The 26493-nt window shown below is 62.5% G+C and carries 27 protein-coding genes and 1 tRNA gene; 14 read left to right on the forward strand and 14 right to left on the reverse strand.

The window, feature by feature from the left end; genetic code table 11:
- Positions 1-190: 190 nt before the first annotated feature.
- The 3 genes from cyaB (at position 191) to AUR66_RS01125 (ending at position 4315) form a co-directional block, all read left to right on the forward strand.
- Positions 191-748: a class IV adenylate cyclase gene (gene cyaB, locus AUR66_RS01115; protein ID WP_058570731.1), complete on the forward strand. Its 558-nt coding sequence runs from the start codon at positions 191-193 to the stop codon at positions 746-748.
- 108 nt (positions 749-856) lie between these two features.
- The gene (locus tag AUR66_RS01120) at positions 857-2065 is read left to right on the forward strand and encodes a methionine adenosyltransferase (protein WP_058570690.1); all 1209 of its coding nucleotides are present in this window, start codon (positions 857-859) and stop codon (positions 2063-2065) included.
- Between the two features lie 186 nt (positions 2066-2251).
- Complete coding sequence (locus AUR66_RS01125; RefSeq protein WP_058570691.1) at positions 2252-4315, forward strand: hybrid sensor histidine kinase/response regulator; 2064 nt, start codon at positions 2252-2254, stop codon at positions 4313-4315.
- On the opposite strand, the gene ppk1 is transcribed toward AUR66_RS01125, so the two are convergent.
- Complete coding sequence (gene ppk1 / locus AUR66_RS01130; RefSeq protein WP_058570692.1) at positions 4316-6826, reverse strand: polyphosphate kinase 1; 2511 nt, start codon at positions 6824-6826, stop codon at positions 4316-4318.
- Positions 6827-7066: 240 nt separating this feature from the next.
- Between ppk1 and thiI the strand changes: the two genes are divergently transcribed.
- From thiI to AUR66_RS01145, 3 genes are all read left to right on the forward strand, one after another.
- Positions 7067-8242 carry a tRNA uracil 4-sulfurtransferase ThiI gene (gene thiI / locus AUR66_RS01135; RefSeq protein WP_058570732.1) on the forward strand — a complete coding sequence of 392 codons (1176 nt, stop codon included), beginning with the start codon at positions 7067-7069 and terminating at the stop codon, positions 8240-8242.
- 180 nt (positions 8243-8422) lie between these two features.
- Complete coding sequence (locus AUR66_RS01140; RefSeq protein ID WP_058570693.1) at positions 8423-8677, forward strand: hypothetical protein; 255 nt, start codon at positions 8423-8425, stop codon at positions 8675-8677.
- A gap of 42 nt (positions 8678-8719) precedes the next feature.
- On the forward strand, positions 8720-9172 hold the full coding sequence (locus AUR66_RS01145; protein WP_058570694.1) for a DUF5804 family protein: 453 nt from the start codon (positions 8720-8722) through the stop codon (positions 9170-9172).
- Positions 9173-9199: 27 nt separating this feature from the next.
- On the opposite strand, the gene AUR66_RS01150 is transcribed toward AUR66_RS01145, so the two are convergent.
- Positions 9200-10120, reverse strand: coding sequence for a PLP-dependent cysteine synthase family protein (locus AUR66_RS01150; RefSeq protein ID WP_058570695.1), 921 nt, complete (start codon positions 10118-10120; stop codon positions 9200-9202).
- A gap of 158 nt (positions 10121-10278) precedes the next feature.
- Between AUR66_RS01150 and AUR66_RS01155 the strand changes: the two genes are divergently transcribed.
- Complete coding sequence (locus AUR66_RS01155) at positions 10279-10656, forward strand: thioredoxin family protein (RefSeq protein WP_058570696.1); 378 nt, start codon at positions 10279-10281, stop codon at positions 10654-10656.
- A 24-nt stretch (positions 10657-10680) separates the two neighbouring features.
- Here AUR66_RS01155 and AUR66_RS01160 read toward each other — a convergent pair whose 3' ends face one another.
- Entirely contained in the window at positions 10681-12798 is a 2118-nt protein-coding gene (locus AUR66_RS01160) for a thioredoxin domain-containing protein (RefSeq protein ID WP_058570697.1), read from the reverse strand.
- A gap of 148 nt (positions 12799-12946) precedes the next feature.
- Here AUR66_RS01160 and purD point away from each other — a divergent pair, with 148 nt between their 5' ends.
- Positions 12947-14233, forward strand: coding sequence for a phosphoribosylamine--glycine ligase (gene purD / locus AUR66_RS01165; RefSeq protein WP_058570698.1), 1287 nt, complete (start codon positions 12947-12949; stop codon positions 14231-14233).
- Positions 14234-14323: 90 nt separating this feature from the next.
- Entirely contained in the window at positions 14324-14833 is a 510-nt protein-coding gene (locus AUR66_RS01170) for an acyltransferase (protein WP_058570699.1), read from the forward strand.
- A gap of 36 nt (positions 14834-14869) precedes the next feature.
- Here the strand turns inward: AUR66_RS01170 and AUR66_RS01175 are convergent, their stop codons facing one another.
- From AUR66_RS01175 to AUR66_RS01195, 5 genes are all read right to left on the reverse strand, one after another.
- The gene (locus tag AUR66_RS01175) at positions 14870-15898 is read right to left on the reverse strand and encodes a sensor histidine kinase (protein WP_058570700.1); all 1029 of its coding nucleotides are present in this window, start codon (positions 15896-15898) and stop codon (positions 14870-14872) included.
- 66 nt (positions 15899-15964) lie between these two features.
- A complete protein-coding gene (locus tag AUR66_RS01180) occupies positions 15965-16672 on the reverse strand; it encodes a hypothetical protein (protein ID WP_231727707.1) in 708 nt (235 codons plus the stop codon).
- A 98-nt stretch (positions 16673-16770) separates the two neighbouring features.
- Positions 16771-17583 (reverse strand): mechanosensitive ion channel domain-containing protein, encoded by an 813-nt coding sequence (locus tag AUR66_RS01185; protein WP_058570701.1) that lies wholly within the window; start codon positions 17581-17583, stop codon positions 16771-16773.
- Position 17584: 1 nt separating this feature from the next.
- Positions 17585-18394, reverse strand: a complete 810-nt coding sequence (gene dacZ, locus AUR66_RS01190; protein WP_058570702.1) for a diadenylate cyclase — start codon at positions 18392-18394, stop codon at positions 17585-17587.
- 257 nt (positions 18395-18651) lie between these two features.
- Positions 18652-18734: transfer RNA gene (locus AUR66_RS01195), tRNA-Leu, on the reverse strand.
- Positions 18735-18814: 80 nt separating this feature from the next.
- On the opposite strand from AUR66_RS01195, the gene AUR66_RS01200 reads away from it, so the two are divergent.
- Positions 18815-19123: a cyclin gene (locus AUR66_RS01200; RefSeq protein ID WP_058570703.1), complete on the forward strand. Its 309-nt coding sequence runs from the start codon at positions 18815-18817 to the stop codon at positions 19121-19123.
- Here AUR66_RS01200 and AUR66_RS01205 read toward each other — a convergent pair whose 3' ends face one another.
- From AUR66_RS01205 to AUR66_RS01230, 6 genes are all read right to left on the reverse strand, one after another.
- Complete coding sequence (locus tag AUR66_RS01205; protein ID WP_058570734.1) at positions 19124-19333, reverse strand: hypothetical protein; 210 nt, start codon at positions 19331-19333, stop codon at positions 19124-19126.
- Positions 19334-19362: 29 nt separating this feature from the next.
- Positions 19363-19866 carry a phosphopantetheine adenylyltransferase gene (locus tag AUR66_RS01210; RefSeq protein WP_058570704.1) on the reverse strand — a complete coding sequence of 168 codons (504 nt, stop codon included), beginning with the start codon at positions 19864-19866 and terminating at the stop codon, positions 19363-19365.
- A 91-nt stretch (positions 19867-19957) separates the two neighbouring features.
- Positions 19958-20422, reverse strand: a complete 465-nt coding sequence (locus AUR66_RS01215; RefSeq protein WP_058570705.1) for a winged helix-turn-helix domain-containing protein — start codon at positions 20420-20422, stop codon at positions 19958-19960.
- A 68-nt stretch (positions 20423-20490) separates the two neighbouring features.
- A complete protein-coding gene (locus tag AUR66_RS01220; RefSeq protein WP_058570706.1) occupies positions 20491-21567 on the reverse strand; it encodes a glutamate--cysteine ligase in 1077 nt (358 codons plus the stop codon).
- A gap of 83 nt (positions 21568-21650) precedes the next feature.
- Positions 21651-22292 (reverse strand): fibrillarin-like rRNA/tRNA 2'-O-methyltransferase, encoded by a 642-nt coding sequence (locus tag AUR66_RS01225; protein ID WP_058570707.1) that lies wholly within the window; start codon positions 22290-22292, stop codon positions 21651-21653.
- Entirely contained in the window at positions 22289-23128 is an 840-nt protein-coding gene (locus tag AUR66_RS01230; RefSeq protein ID WP_058570708.1) for an NOP5/NOP56 family protein, read from the reverse strand. The genes AUR66_RS01225 and AUR66_RS01230 overlap by 4 nt, the downstream gene beginning before the upstream one ends.
- A 249-nt stretch (positions 23129-23377) precedes the next feature.
- On the opposite strand from AUR66_RS01230, the gene AUR66_RS01235 reads away from it, so the two are divergent.
- From AUR66_RS01235 to AUR66_RS01250, 4 genes are all read left to right on the forward strand, one after another.
- Positions 23378-23824: a hypothetical protein gene (locus AUR66_RS01235; RefSeq protein WP_058570735.1), complete on the forward strand. Its 447-nt coding sequence runs from the start codon at positions 23378-23380 to the stop codon at positions 23822-23824.
- 53 nt (positions 23825-23877) lie between these two features.
- Positions 23878-24249, forward strand: coding sequence for a hypothetical protein (locus AUR66_RS01240; RefSeq protein WP_058570709.1), 372 nt, complete (start codon positions 23878-23880; stop codon positions 24247-24249).
- A 64-nt stretch (positions 24250-24313) separates the two neighbouring features.
- Positions 24314-24964: a DUF6517 family protein gene (locus tag AUR66_RS01245; RefSeq protein ID WP_058570710.1), complete on the forward strand. Its 651-nt coding sequence runs from the start codon at positions 24314-24316 to the stop codon at positions 24962-24964.
- 430 nt (positions 24965-25394) lie between these two features.
- Positions 25395-26393, forward strand: coding sequence for a transcription initiation factor IIB (locus AUR66_RS01250; protein WP_058570711.1), 999 nt, complete (start codon positions 25395-25397; stop codon positions 26391-26393).
- The last annotated feature ends 100 nt before the right edge of the window (positions 26394-26493 follow it).

Here is a 26493-nt window from a genome sequence, read left to right on the forward strand (position 1 = left end):
ATTCGTGTGACCCTTAAGAATCACGTTTCCCGCCGCAGACTCGGTTGCGCTCCAAAGTGCGCACTATCCGGCCGTGGGGCCTCGAAGCGGCGGTTGGCACCCGATACCGCGTCTCGCGGGAGAACAGTTCGAACGCGAGGCGGTGACCCAGAGGGCCACCCTTTTGTCGATGTCACACCTCGCCGCGAGCATGTACGAAGTCGAGGTCAAAGTCCGCGCCGACCACGGCGTCGTCCGCGAGCGACTCGAAGCGGTAGACGCGACGCAGGTGAACCGAGTCGCCCAGACGGACACCTACTACGACGCACCACACAAGGATTTCGCCGAGACGGACGAGGCACTTCGCCTCCGGCGCGAGACACGCTTCGACGGCGACGAAGTCGTCGACGAGGAGACCAACGTCACCTACAAAGGACCACTCGTCGACGAATCCTCGAAGACCCGGCGTGAGTACGAAACCGGCGTCCACGACGGGGAGACGATGGACGCGATTTGTACGGCCGTCGGGTTCGAACCCGCAGCGACGGTCGAAAAAGAGCGCGAACGGTTCGTCGTCGACGGGTACACCGTCTCACTCGACGCCGTCTCCGGACTCGGCGAGTTCGTCGAAGTCGAAATCGAAGTCGAAGACGGTGTCGACAGCGCACGCGAAGGCGCGTTTTCGGTCCTCGACACACTCGGCCTCGACCCAGACGACCAGATTCGAACCTCCTACCTCGGGATGCTCCTCGGCGCGCCCGAGGAGTGACACCAGGGAAAACCGTAGCGCTCTCCCTCCTCGGATACGTGGTAGTAATACACATTGCCAGCAAGGTTTCCGCAAGTTATAGAACCGCCCGCTGGGTACGTCCCGTCAATGACTGACCGAAACATCCGCCTCGAATCCGCCGAGAAGCGAGCGGTCGAGGATCAGGAGGTCGAAATCGTCGAGCGAAAGGGAATCGGTCATCCCGACTCTATCTGCGACGGCATCGCCGAGAGCGTCTCACGCGCGCTCTCGAACCTCTACCTCGAACGCGTCGGCAAGGTACTCCACTACAACACCGACGAGACGCAACTCGTTGCCGGAACCGCCGCACCCGCCTTCGGTGGCGGCGAGGTCATCGAACCTATCTACCTGCTCATCGTCGGCCGGGCGACCAAGGAGTACGACGGGGAGAAACTCCCTGTCGACTCGGCCGCCCTCCGGGCCGCACGCGAGTACCTGAACGAGAACATCCCCGAACTCGACGTCGGAACCGACATCATCGTCGACGTGAAACTCGGCGAGGGGTCCGGTGACCTCCAGGACGTCTTCGGCGAGGAGACCCAAGAAGTCCCGATGGCCAACGACACGAGTTTCGGTGTCGGCCACGCCCCACTCACCGAGACGGAGCAAATCGTCCTCGAAGCAGAACGCGCCCTCAACGGGGCACGCTACGGCGACGACCACCCCGAACTCGGACAGGACATCAAACTCATGGGCAAGCGCGAAGGCGACGTTATCGACGTGACCGTCGCCGCCGCGATGATAGACTCCTACATCGACGACATCGACGATTACGTCGAAGCCGTCGAGGACGTCCGTGCGTTCGTCACCGAACTCGCAGGCGAGTACACCGACCGCGAGGTCAACGTCGAAGTCAACACCGCCGACGACTACGAAGAAGGCTCTATCTACCTGACGACGACCGGAACCTCCGCCGAACAGGGTGACGACGGGTCTGTCGGACGTGGCAACCGTGCCAACGGCCTCATCACGCCGAACCGGCCGATGAGCATGGAAGCCACCTCGGGCAAGAACCCCGTCAACCACATCGGGAAGATTTACAACCTGCTTTCGACCCACATCGCCGAGACTGTCGTCGCCGAAGTCGACGGCATCCGTGACCTGCAAGTCCGCCTGCTCTCGCAGATTGGCCGTCCCATCGACGAACCCCACGTCGCCGACGCGAAAGTCATCACCGACGAGGGCGTCACCGTCGCCGACATCGAAGACGAAGTCGTCGCGATAATCGACCGTGAACTCGCCGACGTGACAGACATCACGCGCCGCACCATCGAGGGCGAACTCTCGACGTTCTGAGCGGGCGATTCGCTCACTACCCTCGGCCGACGATTTCCCGTCGTCCCCCGACACAGAGTATAATTACCCCAAGTATTCGGGTTTGTGTTGGGTATTTGTCCAGTTTTTCTAGCTAGTTTTATGTTCTCGTAGTCAATCGTCCGAGTATGTGGTAGGCGGTGACACCCCGCTTACGGAGTATCAGGGATGGTCAGGGACACGACACAGGCAGACGACCAACGGGCACGTCGGACAGTCGAACAGCGACGGGAGAGGACAGTCGAGACGGACGGTGGGCAGGTACAGACACGACCAGAACACACGAGAGACTCGGGGGAATCCGACCGCGTTCGTGTCCTCCTCGTCGACGACGACGAATCGTACACTTCACTCGTCGCGACACAGGTGGGACGCGTCGAAGACAGATTCGACTTCGAGTTCGCCTCGTCGGCGGCCGAAGCACGGGACGTCTTCGACGAGGGCGACGTCGACTGTGTCGTCTCCGATTACGAGATGCACTCCGAAGACGGAATCTCGTTGCTCACGTCGCTGAGAGAACGTGACCCGGACATTCCGGTCGTCCTCCTCACTGGACACCGCGACGCGTCGGTCGTCGAATCTGCCATCGACGCAGGAGCGACCGACGTCATGTTCAAAGACCGCGGGTCGGCCGTCGCGATGCGTCTCGCCAACCGGATTCGTCACGCGGTCGAACAGCGACGAACGCTCCACCAGGCCGAACGACGGGCCAGACTCTCCGAGACGGTTCGGAAGGTCGGACGGCGACTCGTTCGAGCGAGTTCTGACACCGACCTCTTCGAGCAAGTGTGTGAGACACTCGTCGACGACGGTCACTGCTCGCTTGCATGGGTCGGCGAACCAAATCCCGAGACTAACCGCGTCGGCCCGGTCGCTATGGCAGGGACCGGTACGTCGTACGTGGAGAACATGGTCGTCGAAACTGACGGCGGGGCACAGAGTCGCGGACCCATCGGCCGCGTCCTCAGGACTGGGCGGCCACAGGCGACTGCCGACATCGAGACAGACCCATCGTTCGAACCGTGGCGCGACGACGCACTCGAACACGGACTACGGTCGAGTCTCAGCGTCCCCCTCACGCGCGGGGACGAAGACTGGGGTGTCCTCACTGTCTACGCGGAGCACCCGAACCTCTTCGATGGACCGGAGCGCGAACTGCTCGTCGAACTCTCGAACGATATCGCACACGCACTCCACCGTATCGAACTGCAGTCGCGTCTCCGTGGATACAAAGAAGCGGTCAATCGGGCAGGACACACCATCTACCTGACCGACCAGACTGGCACCATCCAGTGGGTGAACACGGCGTTCGAGGAAGTCACCGGATACGACGCCGACGACGTCGTCGGCAAGAACGCCAGTGTCCTCAAATCTGGCGTCCACGGGACCGCGTTCTATCAGAACCTCTGGCAGACCATCCTCGACGGCGACGTGTGGCGCGGGCGCATCATCAACCGGAAGAAGAACGGCGACGAGTACGTCGCCAACCAGACGATTGCGCCCATCGAAAACGACCACGGCGAGCGGTACGCGTTCGTGGCGGTGAACGCCGACGTGACGGGGAACCACGAGCGAATCCGGTCACTCCAGAGCAGTCAGCGACGACTCGCTCGCCGGAACGAACGACTCGGGACGTTCGCAGACAGCGTCGCCCACGACTTGCGTGACCCGTTGGCTATCGCCGACGGCAACCTCGAACTCGCCAAAGAAGGCGACGTCGAGCGTCTCGATACGGTCTCGGCCCAACTCGACCGGATGAACGAACTGGTCGATTCGATGTTGGACCTCGCCAAGAGAGGAAGAGACACCGGCGAACTCGAACCGGTCTCTGTCGCCGAAGCGGCGGAGGAGGCGTGGCGACACGTCGCGTCAGACGACGCGACGCTCTCGCTCGACATCGACCCGAACTGGGAACTCATGGCCGACGAGTCGCGGTTGGTCCAACTCCTCGAAAACCTGTTCCGAAACGCCGTCGAGCACAGTGACGACGGTGTTCGAGTGACAGTCGGACGGTGCACGGACGGATTTACCGTCGCCGACGACGGACCAGGGTTCCCAGAAGACGTGGCAGACAACCCGTGGGCAGTCGGCGTCTCCGGCAACGACGGTGCTGGACTCGGCCTGGCACTAGTCGAACGCATCGCGTCGGGACACCGGTGGACCGTGTCGCTCGATTCGGACCTCGGAGGAAGCGTCTTCGAGTTCCGTGGCGTCGACGTCGTCTCTGACTGACTACCGCGTGTCGTAGTATTTTCGTACCAGTTTCGCCGCCGCGGCGGGCGTCTTTCGGTACGCTCGGTCCCCGTTCGGCGTCCGGACTGCGTATTCGTAGTGTTCGCTGTCCGGGACGTACCACTTACTCGGGAATCGGTCGAGAATTCGCTGTGGGTCGCCGTTGCCCAGCGCGGCGGGTGTGTCGTCTGCGGTCGATTTCGACTCGATCGAAGTCTCCTGTTCGGTTCCCACCTCGCGCCCGTTCACCGACTCACTGCGGTCGGTGATGTCCGAGACGGTATCGGTGTCGAGAGACTGTGGGTCGGGCGCGTCGGCGGGGCGCATGACGGTCGGATTCGGTTCGACCAAGAGCGTCTCGGGAACGTCCGGGTGCGACGCCGGGATACCGCGGTGAACGTCGTTTCGCTTTCGTGCGGCGAGGGTCTGTTGCATCAGAATCGACTGCATGTTGATAGTGCGGTGACCGTCCGGCGTCAGTTGCTCGTAGGACCCGTCGGAGTGCATCTCCCACGACTTTCGGTTGTCGGCCAAGCCGAGTTCGAGGACGAACCTGAGTTGCTCCCGGATGTCCGGGTCCTCGACTGGTGCGATGGCCTCCACACGCTTGTCGAGGTTGCGCGTCATCCAGTCGGCCGACCCGACGTAATACTCAGGGGCACCCGCATTTTCGAAGTAGAAGATGCGTGAGTGTTCGAGGAACCGGTCGACGACGCTTCTGACGGAGACTGTCTCCGAGAGGCCGTCGACACCCGGTCGAAGGCGACAGATGTCGCGGACGAGCAAGTCGATATCGACGCCGGCCATCGACGCCCGGTAGAGTTCTTCGACGATTCCGGGGTCTTCCAGCGCGTTCATCTTCGCGACGATACGGGCCGAACGCCCTGCGCGAGCGTGTTCTGCTTCTCGTCTGATGCACTTCGTGAACTCGTTGCGCATCGTCACGGGCGCGATGAGGAGTTTGCGGAACTCCTCGTCGAGCGAGGGGCCAGTGAAGAAGTTGAACACCTTCACGAGGTCCTGCCCGATGTCGCGGTCCGCCGTGAGGACGCCCAGGTCGACGTAGCCTTTTGCGGTGCCCGAGTGGTAGTTGCCGGTCGCAACGTGCGAGTAGAGGCGCACACCGTCTTCTTCCTCGCGGACCACGAGGGCCGTCTTCGTGTGCGTCTTCAGGCCGATAGTTCCGTAGGCGACGTGGATACCCTCTTCTTCGAGTTTGCGCACCCATTCGAGGTTGTTCTGCTCGTCGAACCGGGCTTTGAGTTCGACCATCGCGGCGACCTGTTTGCCGTTGTCGGCGGCGTCGATGAGTGACTCGATGACCTTCGAATCGGCCGCTGTCCGGTAGATTGCAGCCTTGATAGCGAGGACGTTCGGGTCGTTCGCCGCGGCGTCGAGGAACTCCTGGACCGTCTCACCGAACGAGTGGTACGGGTGGTGCAACAGGACGTCCTTGTCGCGAATCCTGTCGAAGATGGTCTCGTCGGCGCCATCTGTTCCCACGTTGCTGGCAGCGAGTCCCGTGAGGCGAGGGTGTGGTTGCGGCGTCCACGAATCCAAAGAGAGGTCAGGCCGCGAGAGGTCGGTCAGGTCCATGAACTCGCGGTAGTCGAGTGGCCCCTCCAGTTCGAACACTTCCCGGTCGTCGAGGTCCAACTGCTCGACGAGGAGCCGTCGAACGGACTCCGGAGCGTCCGCTTCGATTTCGAGGCGGACCACGGTTGCGAACCGTCGCTGTTCGAGGACTTCCTCTATCATGTCGATGAGGTCCTCTGCAACCTCCTCGTTGCGTCGGACTTCGGCGTTCCGCGTCAGTTTGAACACCGCAGTGTCGAGTACCTCGACGTTCGGGAACAGCAAGTCGAGGTTGGCGCGGATGACCTCTTCGAGGAGGACGTATCGGCGTTGCTCACCAGCGGAGTCGACTTCCACGAGTCGCGGCCGATTCTGCGGAATCTTCACGCGGGTGAACGTCTGGTCGTCGTCGTCGCGGGTGAGGACAGCGAGTGACAGAGAGAGGTTCGAGATGAACGGGAACGGGTGTGCGGGGTCGAACGAAAGTGGCGTCAGCGTCGGCAGGACAGACGTCTCGAAGTACTCACGCATCTGCGACTGCTGGTCGGGCGTCAAGTCCTCGTACTCACAGATGCAGATTCCTTCGTCGGCGAGTGCAGGCCGTATCTCTTCACGGTAGCAGGCCGCTTGCTGTTCGAACATCGGCCGGGCCTTGTCGATGGCCTCTTCCCACTGTTCGCGTGGGGTTCGACCGTCGGCCGTACACTCTGTGACGCCGGCGTCTATCTGTTGTTTCAGCCCCCCGACACGCTTCATGAAGAACTCGTCGAGATTCTTCGTGAAGATGGCGAGAAACCGAACTCGTTCCAGAAGCGGGTTCCGGTCGTCCAACGCTTCGTTGAGGACGCGAGACTGGAACTCCAGTTCGCTCAACTCACGGTTGAGGTAGTACTGTGGGTCTGAGAGGTCGATGTCGTCGGGCGACTCGTCGGTCATTTTTTCGGATGAGGTCGGGCGGTGGGTGTCACGGCGGACTCTGTCGCCGGCGGTTCGAGCGGGTATGGGAGACAGAGCGGAAAGCGCGTATTAAGGGATTTATATTGGGTCCCCTTGGCCCTCTAGTCTGGTACATGGTACTACGTTGAGATATATAACATCCTAGTTGACACACGACACGGTCGGGTGGTTCCGGGGCCAGAACGAGCATCTAAAGGGTGGACACGGAGAACGATGCGTGTGAACGAGTCGGCGCACGTCGTCCTCGTCGGATACGGCGAGATGGGGACCAAGAGTTCGAGTGTTCGAGCGAAGATGGAGGTCCGCCTCAGGGAGAACCTCCAGGCGGTCCTCGACGACCGGTCGCTCTCGGGACGCGTCGAACGAGAGTGGTCACGACTTCTCGTCCGCGACACGGACGACCCCGAAGCAGTCGCCGCCGCGTGTGCCGAGGTTCCAGGCGTGGTCTGGGCCCGCCCGAGCGTGGTCTGTGACCCGACGCTGGACGAGATAGTCGCCGTCTGCCGTGACCTCGCCGCAGACCACCCCGCAGATGCGAGTTTCGCCATCGACGAGGACCGAGTCGGTCCGAAAGACGCCCACGACTTCTCCGGGCGCGACATCGCACGTGAGGCAGGGTCTGCCGTGGTCGAAGTGACTGGCGCACCCGTCGATTTGGACGACCCGGAGGTCACGTATCGCGTCGAGTGTCGAGAAGATGCCGCTTACGTCTCAGTCCGCCGGTTCGACGGCCCCGGTGGCTTACCACTCGGGACACAGGGGAAGGCGGTGGTTCTCATCTCCGGTGGCATCGACTCACCCGTCGCCGCGTGGGAGATGATGCGCCGCGGGTGCGAAATCGTCCCCGTCTACGTCGACTTAGGTGACTACGGCGGCGCGGACCACCGGGCCCGGGCGCTCGAAACCGTCCGGACCATCGCACGCCGCGCACCGAACTTCGACCTGCGCGTCCACGTCGTCCCCGGCGACGACGTCGTCCAGCGGTTGATGGACACCATCGAAGACACACGGATGCTCTCGTTGCGTCGAGTGATGCTCTCCATCGCCGCAACAGTGGCCGAAGACGAACACGCCCACTCCATCGTCACTGGCGAGTCGTTGGGCCAGAAGTCGAGTCAGACCGGCGAGAACATCGCCGTCACAGAGGCGGCCGTCGACTACCCGGTCCACAGACCGCTGTTTACGCGCGACAAGACCGATATCGTCACCGAGGCACGCGAAATCGGGACGTACGACGACTCGACGCTCCCCGTCGGGTGCGAGCGAGTCGCCCCCTCGTTCCCCGAGACGAACGCGTCGTTGTCCGCCGTCCAGGCAGCAGAACCAGACGACCTGTTCGAACTCGCCGCCGAAGCGGCCCGGAATCGGCGTCTCGTGTCCGTGTCGCAGGACTAACCGCGTGGGGTGGGTCGTCACTTACTCAGGTGACGAGGACTCACACACCTCACGGGAGTCGCTTCCACAAGAGGTGTGCAAACGTCCACCACAGTAGGACATTCACGAACGTATTCATTCATTTCGCATGTTCAATTGAACAAAAATGGACTTATACGCGTCGAGCACCACGTATCTCGTATGTCGCGAACATCGCGCCTCGGCCGCAGTCACCCTGGTCCGGAGTGGCGTGTGTCCCACCGGGCAGCACGGACCGACTGGACCGACACTGTCGAGCGGTGTGCCGCGTGTCACGCCCGCGTCGACATGCGCGACGACCACTATCAGATGGTCTTAGACCGGGATGTCGACGGTCCTGGAAAACTCACCTTCGAACGGCAGCGTGTCGTCTTCTGTGACGAGTCGTGCGCCGACGAGTGGTCCCAGCACGTCTGAGTACCGGAACCGCTTTACCGAACCCCGCCCGTCCATTTCGACGTGACGCAGGTCTGTATCGTCGGGTCCGAAGGGAGTCACCTCCAGTACGAGTTGTTGTCGAGGGACACCGCCCGTGCGGCGCTCTCGACGTACGACATCACCGAACCGTTCGAGAACTCGCTCGCCGTCGAGACGGTGAGTATCGGTGCGGCAGTCTCGCTCTTGAACGACCTCAACTGGTACCTCGTGCGCTTTGCCGCGTTCTCTCTCGTCCTCGAACCGTCTATCTCGGAGACCGAATGGCTCTCACGTGACCTCGCGAAAAAAGTCAGAGACGGACAAGTCAGACCAGAAGAGACGGGTGACCATCTCGCCATCTACGGCGTCGAAGACGGCCGTCTCGTCGAGCCAATGTACGTTACGCGCGTCGATGGGTCTGTTCCCTCGTACGACTTGCGAGACGTGGACGAGACAGTACTCGTTCGCGTCGCAGAAGACGAATTCGGCAGATAGCACCTCGCGGAACGAACGACTGTTCCCTTACGCCTCGTCGAACATGCCGGTCGACATGTAGCGCTCGCCGGAGTCCCAAAAGACAGTGACGACGAGCGGTTCGTCTCCGTCGTCTGCGTCTGGGTCTGCGATTCGCTCGGCGACTCGTTTGGCGGCGAGGAGTGACGCCCCAGAGGACTGCCCGACGAGGATGCCTTCCTCGCGGGCGAGTCGGCGACATTCGGCGACAGCATCGTCGAACTCGACGACTTCGACGTCGTCCAAGAGGTCGGTGTCGAGGTTCGGACTGACGAACCCCGGGCCCATGCCCTGGAACTCGTTGGCGTCGACTTCGCCACCCGAGAGCACAGCGCTCGCCGCGGGTTCGACGCCGACGACGTCCATCGACGGGAACTCCTCTTTGAGTCGTCGTCCGTTCCCAGAGATGGTGCCGCCCGTTCCGATACCGGCGACGAACGCGTCGATTTCCCGGTCACCGACCTGTTCGAGAATCTCCTCGGCCGTCGTCCGGTAGTGGGCCTCCGGATTCGCCGGGTTCTCGAACTGGCGGAGTTGGTACATGCCTTCTTCTGCTTCGAGTTCGTCGGCACGGTCTTTCGCGTCGGAGATATCGCCCTCGACCAGTTCGATGGTCGCACCGTACGCGCGCATGATTTGGCGGCGCTCGGGCGACATCGACGCAGACATGACGATAGTCAGGTCGTATCCCTTCGCGGCGGCGACGACCGAGAGTCCGATTCCCGTGTTCCCCGAGGTGGGTTCGACGAGTTTGTCTCCCGGTTCGATGTCGCCGGCCTCCTCGGCCGCTTCGACCATCGAAAGCGCCGGGCGGTCTTTCGCCGACCCGCCGGGGTTCTTGGACTCTATCTTCGCCGCGATGGTCGACCCCACCGGGGAGTCGACACGGACCAGCGGCGACCCGATAGCATCGAGGATACTGTCGTCCATCGCCCTCCGGTTCTCGGTGCGTGCGTAAACGACTGGCGGAGTCGGTGGATTCGGCCACTGTCTGCGGACAGACCCCGAGACCACTCGGGGCATCACCAACACTGGCGAGCACCGCCGCGAGCGCACCCGTTAAATCGGTTCACGCGTTACACCGCCCCATGGCCGAAGCAGAGACGCTCGAAACGATGCAACCGAATCCGGCGTGGGACGCCGACTCCTACGCGGACGCCGTCGAAGCACTGGGTGCAGACGACTACACGTTCAAAGTCTGGGGCGGCGACTGGTGCGGCGACTGCCGCCGGCAACTACCCGACTTCGCCGCCGCCCTCGACGCTGCCGGCGTCGACGATGGGCGAATCGAACACTACCCGGTCGAAAAAGCAGACGACGGGTCGAAGGTTGGCCCGCGCGTCGACGAGTACGATATCGAACTCATTCCGACCGTCGTCGTCGAGAAAGACGGCGAAGAAGTCGCCCGATTCGTCGAAGAAGAATCCGTTCCGATTGCAGTCTTCCTCGCCGACCGTCTCTCCTAACTACCGTCTCACGCAACTACCGCCTCACGCGTCGTCTTCGTCGCCTGCCGTGAACCACGCCAGCGCCTCGTCTAGGTCGTGCGTCGGCGCAGAGCAGGTGAATCCCTCGCAGGCGTAGACGGTCGGTTCGCCGTCGGTGGCCTCGCGTGCGGCCCAGATTGGTGGTTCCTCGTCCAGACCGAGTTCGTCCAGCCACGAGTCTAACTCCTCGTCCGTGGCAGGTCGTCGTGAGACGACGAGACCGGGGAAGTACCGAGATGCGAGCGTTTCGCGCCACTCGTCGGGCACCTCGTCGGCGGCGATGGTGAGTTCGGGGACGCCGCTGGCGGCTTTTTCTGCGGCGAGGGCGAGCGAGACGTGTTCGAGTGGGCTTCCGCGGACGCGGTTCGCGTAGCTTTCGAGGACGGCGTCTGCGGCCTCGCCGAATCCTGCGTCGGGCGCGACGTGTTCGAGGTCCAAGAACAGCGAGGTGGCGACGCCAAGACTCGACGGCGTCGACTGGTCGGTGGCCTCCTGTGGGCGCGTGACGAGTGCTTCGCCACTCTCGGGCGTGAAGTAGAGCGTTCCGGCGTCCTCGTCGTAGAACTCGCGGCGCGTCGCCCGTGCGAGGTCCAGCGCGAACGCGAGTGGGTCGAGGTCACCCGTCGCCTGATACAGGTCGAACGCGCCGCGCGCGAGGAAGGCGTAGTCTTCGAGGTAGCCGTCGCCTTTCACTTCGCCGTTCATCACGCGCCGAGAGAGCGCCTCGGTGTCTGAATCCCAGAGGGTGTCGCGCAGGAAGTCGAGTGCTCGGCGAGCGTCGTCGGCGAGCGAGTCGTCTTCGAGTACGACTGCACCCTGCGCGAAGGCGGAAATCATCAGGCCGTTCCATCCCGCGAGAATCTTCTCGTCGCGGGCGGGTCGCTCGCGGCCTTCGCGTGCTGCGAAGAGTGCTTTCTGGACCTTTTCGAGACGCTCTTCGACTTCGCTCTCGCTGAGGTCGTACTCTTCTGCGAGGTCCGAAATCGTCGCCGAGACGTTCAGGACCGTCGTCTTGTGCTCGAAGTTTCCACCCGGTGTGACGCCGTAGCGGTCACAAAAGAGGTCTGCTTCGAGTTCTGGAACGAGTTCCCGCACGTCTTCGGGGGTCCAGACGTAGAACGTCCCCTCTTCGCCGCCCGACTGGGCGTCGAGGGTCGAATAGAACCCGCCGTCGTCGTGTCCGAGTTCGCGACGGACGAACTCGAACGTCTCTGCGGCAACGGTGGCGTACTCGTCGGTTCCAGTCAGGCGGTAGGCGTCGAGGTAGCGTGGTGCGAGTCCCGCCTGGTCGTAGAGCATCTTCTCGAAGTGGGGGACGGTCCACTCGCGGTCCACACAGTACCGATGGAACCCACCGCCGAGGTGGTCGCGCAGGCCGCCGTTCGCCATGGCGTCGAGGGCGTCGACGGCGACGTCCAGCGCCTCGCGCCGGCCAGAGAGAGCGTAGCCGCGAAGGAGAGCGTCGATGCGACCGGGTTGGGGGAACTTGGGGCCACCACTCCCGAATCCGCCGTGGTCGCGGTCTGCGGCCCGGAGTGCCGCTTGCACAGTCTGGTCGAGGATTTCCGACCCGGGTGCCTCACCGGGAACGTCAGGTGTCTCTTCTAACTGGTCAGTGATGGCGCGCGTCCACTGCTCCGCGCGATTCTCTATCTCGTCGCGGTCGGTCTGCCACGACTCCGCGAAACTCTCGACGATGTCGCGGAATCCGGGTGCGCCGCGGCGCGGTTCCGGTGGGAAGTACGTCCCGACGAAGAAGGGCTTGCCGTGCGGCGTCAACCAGACGGAGAGGGGCCACCCACCGCCGCCGGTGACGAGTTGACAGATGGTCTGATAGATTCGGTCGAGGTCAGGTCGCTCTTCTCTGTCGACTTTGACGGGAACGAAGTGCTCGTTGAGAATCTCGGCGATTCCGTCGTCGGAGAAACTCTCGTCGGCCATGACGTGACACCAGTGACACGCCGAGTAGCCCACAGAGACGAAGATGGGCTTGTCCTGCTCGCGGGCCGCTTCGAGGGCCGTCTCGTCCCACGGTTGCCAGTTGACCGGGTTGTCCGCGTGCTGGCGGAGGTACGGGCTTTGCTCCTCGTCGAGTCGGTTGCGTCCCACCGGGTCGGTCATAGTTCGAGTACGGCACTCCGAGAACTAAAGCGGCGTGGAGACGGTTACGTCGACGGCACTGCTCCAGCGACAGAGATAGACACAATCGTGCTCATTTTTCGATGACTGAAGAGCAATCTTTACACTCCCGTGCGCAAGGTATGCGAGTATGAGCGAAACCGTCCTTCTCGTCGGTGGCGGCGGGCGTGAGCACGCGATTGCCCGTGCACTTGCCCCCGACTGCGACCTGTACGCCTGCGCGAGCAACCGAAATCCCGGCATCGCCGAACTGGCCGAGGACTTCGAGACCATCTCGGAGACGGCGGCCGACGACATCGTCGAGTACGCCGAGTCCGTCGGTGCGACGCTCGCAATCGTCGGCCCCGAGTCGGGACTGGCGGCAGGTGTCTCCGACGCCCTCGACGCCGCGGGAATCTACACCTTCGGCCCGCAGGAAGCCGAGGCCCGTATCGAGACGGACAAGGCGTTCCAGCGGCGGTTCATGCACGAAAACGACATCCCCGGCAACCCCGACTTCGCCACCTTCGACGACGTGGAGGCGGCGTGTGATTACATCGACGAGTACGACGGTGACCTCGCTGTCAAGCCCGCAGGCCTGACCGGCGGGAAAGGTGTGAAAGTCATCGGCGACCAGGTGACACCCGAAGAAGCCAAGGCGTACCTCCGTGACTCCGACTACGACCGGGTCGTCCTCGAAGAGCGACTCGTCGGTGAGGAGTTCACCATCCAGGCGTTCGTCGCAAACGGTGAGTTCCGCGTCAGTCCGGCGGTTCAGGACCACAAGCGCGCCTACGAGGGCGACGAAGGACCGAACACCGGCGGCATGGGCAGTTACACCGACGTGACGCCGTCGCTCCCGTTCATGGCTGACGGCGACTACGACGCCGCCGTCGAGGTCATCGAGGCCGTCGTCGACGCGATGCCAGACTACAAGGGCATCCTCTACGGCCAGTTCATGCTCACGAACGAAGGGCCGAAGGTCATCGAGTTCAACGCCCGGTTCGGCGACCCCGAGGCGATGAACACGCTTCCCGTCCTCGAAACCCCGTTCCTCGACGTGCTCGTCGCTGCACGCGAAGGCGAGTCGCTTCCCGAACTCGACTTCGCCGAGAAAGCGACCGTCTGCAAGTACGCCGTCCCCGAGGGCTACCCGACGGACCCCGAAGCAGGCGCGCAGATTACGGTGGAAGTCGACGAGGACAGTGGTGCACTCCTCTTCTACGCGAGCGTCGACGCCCGAGACGATGGCCTCTACACGACCACCTCGCGGTCGTTCGCCGTCGTCGGACACGCCGAGGCCATCTCGCAGGCCGAACAGATAGCCGAGAGCGCTCTCGCCGACGCCGGTGATGGGTTCCACATCCGCCACGACATCGGCACCGAGGCACTCGTCCAGCGTCGTATCGACCACATGGCCGAGATTCGCGGCGAGTAAACGACCGAACACCGACGGCCCGAACACTGATTTTCGCTTTCGCGCCGACACGGCGTGGGCGCTTTTACCCCTGCCGTCTAATCGACTGGCGTGACCGACGACACCACCCCGCGACACGAGCGAATCGAACACCACCCGACACCGGGACCGCTGAACTCGCTTCAGTACTGGACCGATGCTAAACCTATCTGGCGTGTCATGCTCAACTACCTGTTCGTCCTCGTCGCCCGCATCGCGCCGTCGCTCCGAGTTCGAAACTGGGCGCTCCGACGAATCGGTGTGACCGTCGGAACGGGCGTGTCGTGGGGGTTAGAGGCGACGCCAGACGTGTTCTGGCCGGAACTCGTGACCATCGAGGACCACGCGATAATCGGGTACGACTCGGTCATCCTCTGTCACGAGTTCCTGCAAGACGAGTACCGAACTGGCGAAGTCGTCGTCGGTGAACGGGCGATGATTGGCGCCAAGGCGACCATCCTGCCGGGTGTTCGAATCGGTGCGGGCGCACAGGTTGCGGCGAACTCCCTCGTCACCCGCGACGTACCGCCGGGGACGACAGTCGCTGGTGTCCCTGCCAAACCGATGTCGGACACCGAGTGACAGACGCGAGGTGAGACGAACGGTCGTCGGCAGTCGTCACTCGTCTGTGACTCGTTCCTCGAGACGGATACAGAAGACTGCACCCTCGTCGTCGTCGCCGTCTTCGACCCAGAGGTCGCCGTCGTACGACGAGATGACGTTGTCGGCGAAAAAGAGACTGATACCCGTCCCGTGGTGGAGTTGGTCGTACTCCTCGCGGCCGAAGATGAGGTTCCGTTGTGCTTCGGGAACTCCAGGTCCGTTGTCCGCGACGCGAATGTAGACACTCTCGTCTGCTCGCTCGACGGAGATGTCGACCACCGGTGTCTCCTTGTCGTTGTGTGTGACCGCGTTCTCGAGGAGACATTCGATGGCCTCTCCGAGCAAGTCGTCTGCGATGACTTCGACCTCAGGGAAGTTCTCGAAGGTGAACTCCGCATCAGGGTAGTCTATCGTCGCATCGATGGTCCGCTTTTGTAAGACGACGTCGAGTCGGACGGGTCGGTTCGACCGGTCGTGCGACCGTTCGAGTAAGTCACGGAGGTCACGCGCCCGTTCGGATTTGTGGACGATGTCGAGGACCTTGTCCTGAACCAATTGGAGGTCGGCGAGTGCCTCTTCGTCGTCGATTCTACTCGCGACTTGCTGTGTATAGCCGTAGACGACGTTCAACTCGTTACGCAAGTCGTGTCGAAGGAGTCGGCTGAGAACTTCCGAGACGTTCTCGTACTGCTGTTGTTTCGTGGTGTCCAGAAAGAACGCGAGAAATCCCTGGACCTCGCCCTCGACGACGATAGGTGTCGAGAACCCGTGACCGTAGACGATTCGGTCGTCCGTCCGGCGGACGACGAACTCACCCGACCACGATTCACCGGCGAGCATGTGCTCGATGATTTCGTAGTAGACCTCTTCGTCGCCCGCGATGAGTCCGACCGACTCACCGATTATCTCGTCGTAGTCGTAGCCGAGAAACTCGAGTCCAGCGTCGTTGATATCCCGAAATGCGAAGTTCGTATCCGCAATCAGCATGGGGATATCCGTACTTCTGAAGGCTTCACGGTAGAGTTCCGAGTCGATATCCTCCATGCTGATTCTTGCGGTAGAATTACACCACCAATACTTATTATCCGCGGTCGTTCGGGCGTATAAATGTCAGCCAGTTCTCAAGTCGAACACCCGCTGGTAGTACCGTGCGACGACGTCGACGGTAGACGAGATGTCACGCTCTAGACTGTCCCGACGCCACTCGTCGTGGTCGTCTACGCCAGCGACGAAGTACTCGGCGAGTTTGTCGATGTCTGTCGCCGACGCCGATGGCACCATGCGAGCGAGTTTGATACGGTGTGCCCGTCGTGCGATACCGCGCCATCCATCACGGCGTTGGCCGTGCAGTCGCCAGAACCGAGCGTGGAGGACGGCGTACTCTCTGCTGACGTCGACTTCGTCACACACCGCTTCGAGGAGTGCTCGAACGTCCCGCCACCGAGGGTCGTCGTCGATAGACATCTCGGGAACGGTCTGGGCGACGCCGACGAAGGTTCCGTCCGGGACGGAATGTTCGAGGCAGTCGTAGAACGACGCCCTGTTTTCGATTTCGTCTTGGAGAAACAACGCCCGCATGAACAGTTTCCCGGCGCGTTCGGCCCGGTTTGCGGACGCGTGTGGGAAGTCTATGGTGAACGCCTCCGACATGTAGGCAGTCGCGTTCGTCGCCGCGTTTCGAGCGGCGCCGAAGTCGCAGTCGGTGAGATACGCCTCCCGCATGTCCTGGTAGTGGAACCCCCTGAGAAGGGTCTCAGCCGCCTCGATAGCGCGAGGAGAAGGGGCAGAAACGTCGAGCGCGGGGAGGTTTCTCGTCATCGCATTCAGGGAATCCGATACGAGACAATATCCGGTCCGCTTCTAAACTGTTATGGCGGATTGATGAGAGAAGAACCGCCGAGACGGGCGAACAGGTTTCAGCGAATTCGCCCGATACCTTCGTCGAAGACGCGGGCGTTTGGCAGAATGTATTCTCTGTCTTCCGCCTCGACGTAGGTGACGAACATGTCGAACTCTTGGACGACACCCTGTACGTCCCCGACGACGATTTCGTCGCCGATACTGTACGGTTGGATGAACAGGAGATACGTTCCCGCCGCACCGGACTTGAGCAAATCGTGGAACGCGACGGCGCTGAGGACGATGAGACCGAACAGATACGCCCCGAGGAGGACGACGAGTGCCACGATTGCCACACCCACCTGCGAGAGGGCGATGAGCGCCGCGAGGAAGAAGACGGTGTACTTCGCGAGCGCTGGCAGGATGCTCACCTGTGGGAGTTTCACACCGCGGAACCGTTCGGCGACGAGGAGTTCGACTTTGTCGCCGACGACGATACCGACGATGAGAACCAAGATAGCGATGAACAGTTGCGGGAGGATAGCGATGACGACGCCCCAGAATCGGTCGACGTAGTCGATGCCGACGAACGAGAGCGCGGCGAAGAGGGCCAGACCGAGGACGAAGTATCGCGTCAACCACGACAGAATCTCCACTGTCGACGTGTCGAAGTCGCGGGCGGTTCGCTCGAATGCCGTCCCTTCGATGGAGTCGGGGACGCCGAAACTCACCAGCAGTCGTTGAACGAGCGACCCGGCAGTGTACGCGAGGACCAACCCCAACGCGAGGATGGCGAGGACTCCCAGAAATCGGAGTCCGGCGGTCTGGACGATGCGCTCGACGAGGCTTCCGATGGATTGGAGAGGAAGGGGCGAGGCGAACCCCATCATCTCAGTAGTCCTCCGGGTCGATTTCGAGTATCATCTTCCCGCCCTTGAACGCCCGAACGAGGCCGTCGGACTCCGAGAGGACGATTGCAGTCGCGTTGGTGTCGCGGGTAATCGCACCGCCGGCCATGTGCCGTGCGCCGAGGCCTTTCGGGATATCCACACCCTCGGCGGAGGGTTCGAGGTACCGGTACGCGGAGACGATTTTCCCCGAGTCGGAGATGACGAACGCACCGTCGAGACGCGAGAACTCCTTGAGCATCACGTTCACGATGGGGTCGCCGACGTAGACGTGCGACTTCTCGAAGGGGTTGTACGACAGTGGCCGGGACTTGTTCATCACTTTGCCCGCGTCGCCGACGATGAACAGCGCCCCGACTGGTTCACCCTTCTGTCCTTTCTTCCCGAGTTCGATGGCCACCTCGAAGACGTCGCGGATGACGCCGGGGTCGGCACGGGAGTTCGCGAAGAGGTCGTAGATGCCCGAGCGCATGTTCTCTTCGACACGAACCCGAACGACCGAGTCCGGGTCGCCACCGAAGATGCCGACGTTGCACGCAATCGTGTCGCCCGCTTCGACGATACTCTGTTCCATCGCACCTTCGACACCGAATCGAATGCGGTCTTTGACGTTCTGGAACTGCAACGGCAGTTCGACGAACGTCTCCGCGTCGACAGTGTTCTCGGGGGCGATGACGACAGTCGGGACATCCGCCTCCTCGAACCGCTCGTAGTGCGAGTGACTCGGCGTGAAGAGGAAGAGCCCATCGACATCGGTCACGATGTCGCCTAATAATTCGGATAACGCCGCCATTGGTGGAGACACACACCGGGTGAGAAAAAGGGTTGTGTCGTGTCTGACGTGTGGCGTGCAATTCTCGGGGACGATTCGTGCAGAGTGCCAGCGTGTGTCGGGGGACTCTCGATTGTGAAAATGCGAGCGAGGTACGTTCGGAGGTGAACGTCGGGGGCGCGGGACAGGGTTCGAACCGCGGTCGCAACGCTCCGCGTTGCTCCCTGATTCGAACCCTTCGGCTTGCATACACGTCTCTCACGATGTTCGAGACGGTATGCGCGGGACAGGGTTCGAACCTGCGAAGGTCTACACCACAGCGTCCTAAGCGCTGCGCCTTTGGCCACTTGGCTACCCGCGCGCACTATCACGTAACCAGAAACGACCTATCAAGTTGTCGTTCGCCGCGAGGGTTATGTTCTCCCGTCCACAACGCCGACCATGTACAGCGCCCGAGACCAACGAGACAACGAGAAGTGGTTGGCCCGCATCGACGCCGCCGCCGACAGTCTCGAACTCGGCAGCGAGGCCCGGTCGTACGCCTCGGACATGTTCCTCACGCAACTGCCCGACGAAGACCGCTCGAAGAAGGCAGTCGCCGCGGCGAGTCTCTACGCCGGCGCACTCATCGCGGGTGAAGAGCGCTCGCAATCCGCCGTCGCAGACGCGATGGACGTCTCCCGACTCAGTATTCAGCAGCGGTGGAAAGACCTGCTCACCGAGGCCGGGTTTCGACCGCCGAGTTGGTAATCAGTCACTCGTGTCTGTCGGTGTGCGTCCGCGGCGCGTGAGCACCGCGTAGGTGGCGGCGACGGCGATGACGCCCGCGACGAGACCCGCTGGAATCCCGACGAACAGCGAGAAGAATATCCAGTGCGAGGCGAACTCGGTGACCGCGACGCCGACGAGGAGGGCGGCGGCGATACCAACCGCAAAGCTGGCGAGAAGCGGGTGGCGCATGAGCGACACTACAACCTTGTCCCAGAAAATTATTCCTCGGTGCCGGGGGGCGTCCGACCGCGGCCCTCACGGTCCGGTGTGAGGTTGCCGTGACGGTCGATTTCGCCCATGACGATGCGAGTCGAGGAGATGCGGTCGCCGTCCTCTGCTGAGATGTGTTCGACGACTTCGATGTCGAGGGGTTTCAGGCCGCGGTCCTCACGGATTTGGTTGACTCGTTCCCCGCCCGACTTGGTCTCGGGCGAGACGATGAGGATGTCGAAGCCCGGTTCGGTCGCGATGCCGGTCGGTTCGTCGAGTTTGCGAACCTCGAACTCCCGGTCGTGCTCAGCGGCCAAGGGTCGAAGCTCCGCTTCGAGGTCGGCTTTCCGTTGCTCGAAGGGACGGACGTATCGGTCGACGTGACGGGTCTTCGGTGCGAGTTCGTCGCTCGTGAGTCCCACCGTGACGTCGCCTAACTCGAATGCGCGCTCGAACAACGCGATATGTCCATCGTGGACAGGGTCGAACGTCCCGCCCAGCGCGACGTGCATACTCTCGCGGTAGTGGCCCCGTGACTTAAGCGGGTCGGGTTAGACTAACCGTGGGCGTCGATTGTCGAGGAGATAACGCAGGACGAACGGGTTACTCTTCGCGAACCGTGATGGTGACCGGTTCCGTCTCGTCAGTGCCGTCGGTTCCAAGACGTCGGTCGAGGTTGAAGACGGCGTTCAACTGGGTCTGAACCTGACTCGTGGCGCGTTTGACGAGGTCACTTGGTGCGATTGCGACGTACTCGTAGGGATTGTTCCCCGCACCCGAACTCTTGCGCTTGCGGCGTTCGACGGTTTCGTCGTCGGTGAGTTCCGCGAGTGCTTCGCGGACCGTGCTCGGGTACAGTCCCGTCCCCTCTGCGACCTCTTCGCTCGTCGAATAGGGGTTCTGTCGAAGGAAGACGTAGATTCGTGCGCGTGTCTCCGTGTCGAGAATCCACGCGAGGAGGTCGATGAGTCCATCGTCGAACTCCGCGACGGCGCAGTCTGCTTTTCCTTCGGTGTGTGGTTCCTCTGACGACTCGACGTGCCCCTCAGTGCTCTGGTCCGCAGACATTTGTGCTACGCAAAAGGTCAAAACTCAGGCGGTAAAAAATGTTTCCTGTCAGGTCGCTCTGAGGCAGGTCACTCGAGCGTGAGGTACTCACACAGCGCGTCGAGACCGGATTCTTCGTGGATACGGCGTTGGATGTCGGTTCCCGACTCGGCATCGAAGAGCGACCGGAGGCCGTCCACACCGAGGCGGTCGGACTCGTCTTCGACGAACGTGTCGAGTTCGACGACACCCTCGGCGTCGGGAGCGATGAAACTCGCGTCCCGGCCGTAGCGCGTCGACCGCCACTTGTTCTCGTCCAGAATCTCGCGGCGAATATCGTAGCTCGGTTCTCCCGCCTCGTATCGGTCGGCGAGGTCCAAGACGAGTGCGTGGACGTACTCGACGAAGTCGACGACTCGTTGTGGGTCGGTCTGTGCGTCGGGTGTGCGTATTTCAACCGTTCCGTGGCCCGTGTGCGGGCGCACGTCGAACCAGAGTTCGCCGCGGTCGTCTATCGACCCGTACTCGACCATCCGACGTTCGAACGTCTGGAAGTCCTCGAAGTCGTCGAACGCAGTCGGCATCCCGGTGTTCGGCAGATTCTCGAATATCTTCGACCGCGCAGAGGCGAGTCCCGTGTCGAACCCGTTCCAGAACGGTGAGTTCGCCGAGAGTGCGAGCAGAGGGCCGACGTACCACCGGAGTTCGTTGGCAATCCAGACGGCCTTGTCGGCGTCGTCGACGCCGACGTGGATGTGGAGTCCCGCCGTCGTGTTACGGTGCTGTGGGTACTGAATCCGGTCGAGTTGCGCCTGGTAGCGAGGTTTCGTCGCGTGGTCGAGTTCGCGCCACTTCGCCGCCGGGTGGAGGCCCGCCGCAGCGACGCGATAGCCGTGGTTCGCCGCGTGTTCGACGAGTGCCTCGCGGACCGACGTGACGGCGTCGGCGACGTCGGCGGGGTCTTCGATACGGGGTGTCTGTGTCTCTATCGTGAACTCGAACAGTTCGTGGTCGAGTCGTCCGACGAGCGGTTCCGGGGGTTCCGGTCCGTAGACCAAATCGTCGATTCCCGACGTGGGGCGCCCGTCGGCATCGACGATATAGAACTCCTCTTCGACGCCGAGCGTCCCCATCCGGTCGAAGGCATCCGCCGACCCTAGTTCCATCGCAACGGCGTTAGATGCCCCGAATTAAAAACATCGTGGACCCCGGCGAGGTAGACGCTCAAGTACATCGTGGCGGTGTTCCGTCACTTTGGCCGGGCGACGATGCCGAGGTGGTCGGCGTGGAATCGGTCCAGACGGGCGGTTTCGAGTATCTCGTAGGCGGATTCGAGGTCGGCGAGTACCTCGTCGAACACGTCGTCGGGGTCGGCCGTCACGTCTTCGCTCCGGGCCTTGACCGCCATCAAGAGACGCCCATCGTCGGCCAAGAACTGGCGATTTCGGATGGCGACGGTGGCCTGTCCGCGGGTCGCGACGTCCATCACGAGGCAGTCCACGTCGGACTCGACGACGTGCGCGTACGACTCTGGGTCGCGTGCGTCTTTCAGCAACGGGAAGAGGTTGTCCCGGTCTTCGGCGACGCCCACGAGGTCACGGACCGGTCGTGGAGCGAACTCGACGGCGTACGTCGGGCCGGCGAAGTCCGAGACGTGCGAGACTGTCGTCCCCGCCGCAGCACCGAGGTAGAGGACCGTCTCGCCGCCGACGAGTCCGGTGTCCATCCCGAGTTCGAGCATCCCGCCGAGTTTCGACCGACTGGCGTCCCACGCGCGCCACCCGTCGGCGTCGGCGGGTTCGCCGTAGACCGTCGGTCCCTGTGTCGAGAGTCGTTCGCGGCCATCGAAGGTCCGGCGTTCGACGCCAGTTGGCAGGCCGTCGTCGCTCATTCGTCTCCCTCCTCGGCGCGGGCGCGAATCGTGGCCATGCGCTCGGCGAGTTCGGTGTGAATCTCGGGGCGGTAGTCGCCGGAGTAGTAGTCGATACGGGCGGCGATAGAGAGTTTCCCGGCGAAGGCACGGGCGGCGGACCCACGGTCCTGTGGGCGCGTTCCGCGGACGTACTCGTGAGTGAAGATGACGCCGTGTTTCGGTGACGACGCGCGACCCTTCAGGTGGGCGAACAACGCGTCTTCGGCACCAAGGACCTGTACCGTGCCGCTCGGTGCTTTGGCGAGACGTTCGAGGCTCCCTGCGAGCGAGATGAGTCGTGCGGTGAGGACGGGACCGGCCATCTCGGAGAGGTTCGGCGCGACGTCGGGCGCACGTTCTTCGATGAACGTTCGCAGGTCGTCGCGTTCGTCGAGCAAGTCTACTGCCCGGGTCGCATAGGAGACGACACGTTCTTCTCCGGCAGTCGTCGGGTCGCGAGCAGCGATGTCTCGAACGCCATCGAGGCCGCGTGGAACGTCCTCGTACAGCGTCCCGGCCCACTCGACGACTCGCTCGGCGAGTTCGTTCGCAGTCCGTTCGGCGTCGTCCATCGAGCGAACGGCGTGTGCGAGTTGCAAGTCGTCGGCGCGTTCGCGTTCGGCGACGGCGTCGCGTGCGGCGGTGAGTGTCGCCGCGCGAAGTTTCTCGTAGTAGTTGGCCTCGTCGTCGGCGAATCCGGATTCGACGGCCACGGCCGGCCAATCCGCCGGGGCGTCGGCGTGCCCCTCACGGATTCGGTGTGCTCCGGACGCGGGGTCCTCTGGGTTCGCGTCGGCGAACCATGCGTCTGTCATGGTGGCCGGTTGCGCCCCATTCGGGTAAAAGGGTACGGACCGTCTGTCGACACCGGCACGAGTGTGTGTCGAATACCCGTGGTAAGTTTTAACATGCCCAATACCTTACCACTTGTCGATGGAGAGGACATCGTACGTTTGTCGTGAGTGTCAAACAACCGTGAGCCCTGCATCGTACCGCGCGACGTGTCCCGAGTGCAGTGGCGAACTTCGACCTTCGTCGGTGACCGGTCGACGCCGGGCCGGCGATTGAACGAGACGTACGGGTCGTCGGACCCAACTGTCGTGCGCTCGATTGCAGTGACCACCGACGACCTCGTCTCCGCGCTCGAAGCCAATCGGAGAGCGAGTAGACACGTCGTTCTCCGCGTGACGCCGCCGTTTTACGGGCGGATGCGGGCGCGTATCCACCTGACTGGCGGCGAGGGAACCGACTACCCGGCCGGCAGCGAGGGAACTGACGGCGCAGAGACACCACCGCTCCACCTCGACCCAGAGTCGTTCTTCGAAGCTTCTGCCCCGACCTATCCCGAAGCAGACGACACTCGTCCCGACCCCTACGAAGTGGAGACACACCACGAACGTCACACAGCGGCGGTCTCCGAGTGGCGAACAGCGGTTCGGTCACACCTCCGTGACACCGTCGAGTTCCCGACAGGCGACGGCCACGAGGTTGCCGTGAAGTACCTCGGTTGAGCTGATTTCCGTGGAGCGAACCACTTTTTCGGTGCCGACGCGACGGTGCGTATATGAGTACCGACGAGTACCGCCGCGGGAAGAAGGTCGAACGCGAGCGCCAGCAAAAACGGCGCCGTGCGAGCGGCCGATACCGCGGTGTACTCCCCGTCATCTACGCGATTGGGTTCGTCCTCTTCACCGTCGTCTCGTTGTTCATCGGCCCCGAACCGGCGTTCGCCGTCTACCTCGTCACGCACCTGTTCTACGCCGGACTCATCCGCGGCGACATCAACTCACTCCGGCAACAGGGCATCGACTGGGGGTTCTCACGGCACCTCTGGTTCGGCGCGGCGTTCGCGCTCCCGTTCGTCGCACCGGCGTACTACCTCTACAGCGGACGCGTCATCCGCCGGGAGAACGAATCGCGCGAGTTGGTCGAGTGACCGCACGGCGTGGCTGATTGACGGGCCACCTAACTTATACCAGACGAGGTGAAAATCCTCCGCAATGGTCTCCAAACACGCAGTCGCTGCGTTCGCCTTCGCGGCACTCGTTCTCACGAGTGGGTGTCTCGGTGTGCTGACGGGCGAGGAGTCGCTCACGTTCGAATCTGAACCGGCGACGACAGACGCGACAGTCGCGTCCAACGCCGGATACGAGACGAACGGGACGCAGACGTTCGAAGTGAACCGAACGTTCGACGTCGCGGGGCAACAGCCGAGAGTCGTCGCGAGCAACCACATCACGACGTACGAAAAGAAGATAGACCTCGGGTTCTTCGAGGCGAAACTGGGTGTCTTCAGCGTCATCTCGACGCCCGCTGTGGACGTCGCTGGCGAGACGCTCAACCCTATCGGCGACTACTCTAACGACCAGTTGATTGGCCTCGTCAAGAGTCGGTACCAGGGACTCGACGACGTGGAGCAAGTGAACTCTCGAAACGTCCAGATACTCGGTGAACCCGCCAACGTGACGAAGTACAGCGCCACCGCGACGTTCGCCGACAACAGACAGGTGGACGTGTACGTCCACGTGACGAAAGTCCGCCACAACGAAGACTTCATCGTCGCCGTGGGTGTCTACCCGCAGCAACTCGATGGCGAAGAGGACAACATCCTCGAGATGATGCGGTCTATCGAACACCCGTCCGAGGCGTAAGGCACCGTCTCCTGGCCGAAGCGACCGTTCTGGGGCTGAAATCGTCGAGGGAGACGTCTCTCGGCGATTCCGGTCGTGCTGCTACGAGTCGAGCCTGGTGTCGCCACGGCAGTTGTCGGCGTCGTTTGACAGGTCACCACGATGTGCCGAGTGGTGACCAACTCTGGTATCTTATTGGTCTATTTCCGCCAGCAAAAGTGGCTCTAACTGGACGAAAGAGATTTATTATTCGATACGCCAGCAGGATTACGTTTTTCGTGTCCTGACCATCACGACAAATCATTCACATCGTGCGGTTTGGGAACACGCTGTCGGGGAAACATTTATATACTTTTCGGCCTTACTGATGGTAAGGCCCGTCCCCGCCGGATATTTCTTTCGTCTTCTCATCCTCTACCGGCAGAGACGTGTCGATGCCCACCAACCCATAATGAGCGACACCACCACCACCCGAACGTACAGCACCGATGCGAAGGCTCGAGACGTAACGTCGCGCGAGTCCGAGCGAGACGAGCGACAGCGAGAAGAAGAGCAGTTCTGTCCGGAGTGCAGTGGCCAACTCGTCCACGACTCCGAACACGGCGAGACCGTCTGCCGTGAGTGTGGTCTCGTCGTCGAGGACACCGTCGTCGACCGCGGCCCAGAGTGGCGCGCGTTCGACTCCGCCGAGCGAGACAGCAAGTCCCGCGTCGGTGCACCCACGACCAAGATGATGCACGACAAGGGACTGTCGACCAACATCGGCTGGCAGAACAAGGACGCCTACGGCAAGTCCCTCTCGCCGCGCCAGCGCGAGCAGATGCAGCGCCTCCGCACGTGGAACGAACGCTTCCGCACGCGTGACTCCAAAGAGCGCAACCTCAAGCAGGCGCTCGGCGAAATCGACCGGATGGCCTCGGCCCTCGGCCTCCCGGAGAACGTCCGTGAGACGGCGTCGGTCATCTACCGTCGCGCGCTCAACGACGACCTGCTCCCCGGCCGCTCTATCGAGGGCGTCGCCACCGCGTCGCTCTACGCTGCGGCCCGGATGGCCGGAACCCCCCGCTCGCTCGACGAACTAGAGAAGGTCTCTCGCGTCGACAAGATGGAGCTGACCCGGACGTACCGCTACATCGTCCGCGAGCTAAAACTCGAAATCAAGCCCGCCGACCCCGAGCAGTACGTCCCCCGGTTCGCCAGCGAACTCGGTCTCTCGGACGAGGCAGAGCGACAGGCGCGCCAACTCCTCCGCGGCGCGAAGGAGACTGGCGTCCACTCCGGCAAGTCGCCGGTCGGCCTCGCCGCCGCGGCCGTGTACGCTGCTGCCCTCCTCACCAACGAGAAGGTGACGCAAAGCGAGGTGTCGACTGTCGCAGACATCTCCGAAGTCACCATCCGCAACCGCTACAAAGAGCTCCTCGAAGTACAGGACGGGAACCTGTTCGCCTGAGCGCGCTCGGTGGGGTGTGGTAGCCCACGCTGTTTTTGTTGTTTCACACTGTCGACAGCGACTGCACTGTCTCGAATGTGCCAACTCGTAACAAGATTTA

Origin of the sequence: Haloferax profundi (assembly GCF_001469865.1) — an archaeon.
Taxonomy (GTDB): domain Archaea; phylum Halobacteriota; class Halobacteria; order Halobacteriales; family Haloferacaceae; genus Haloferax; species Haloferax profundi.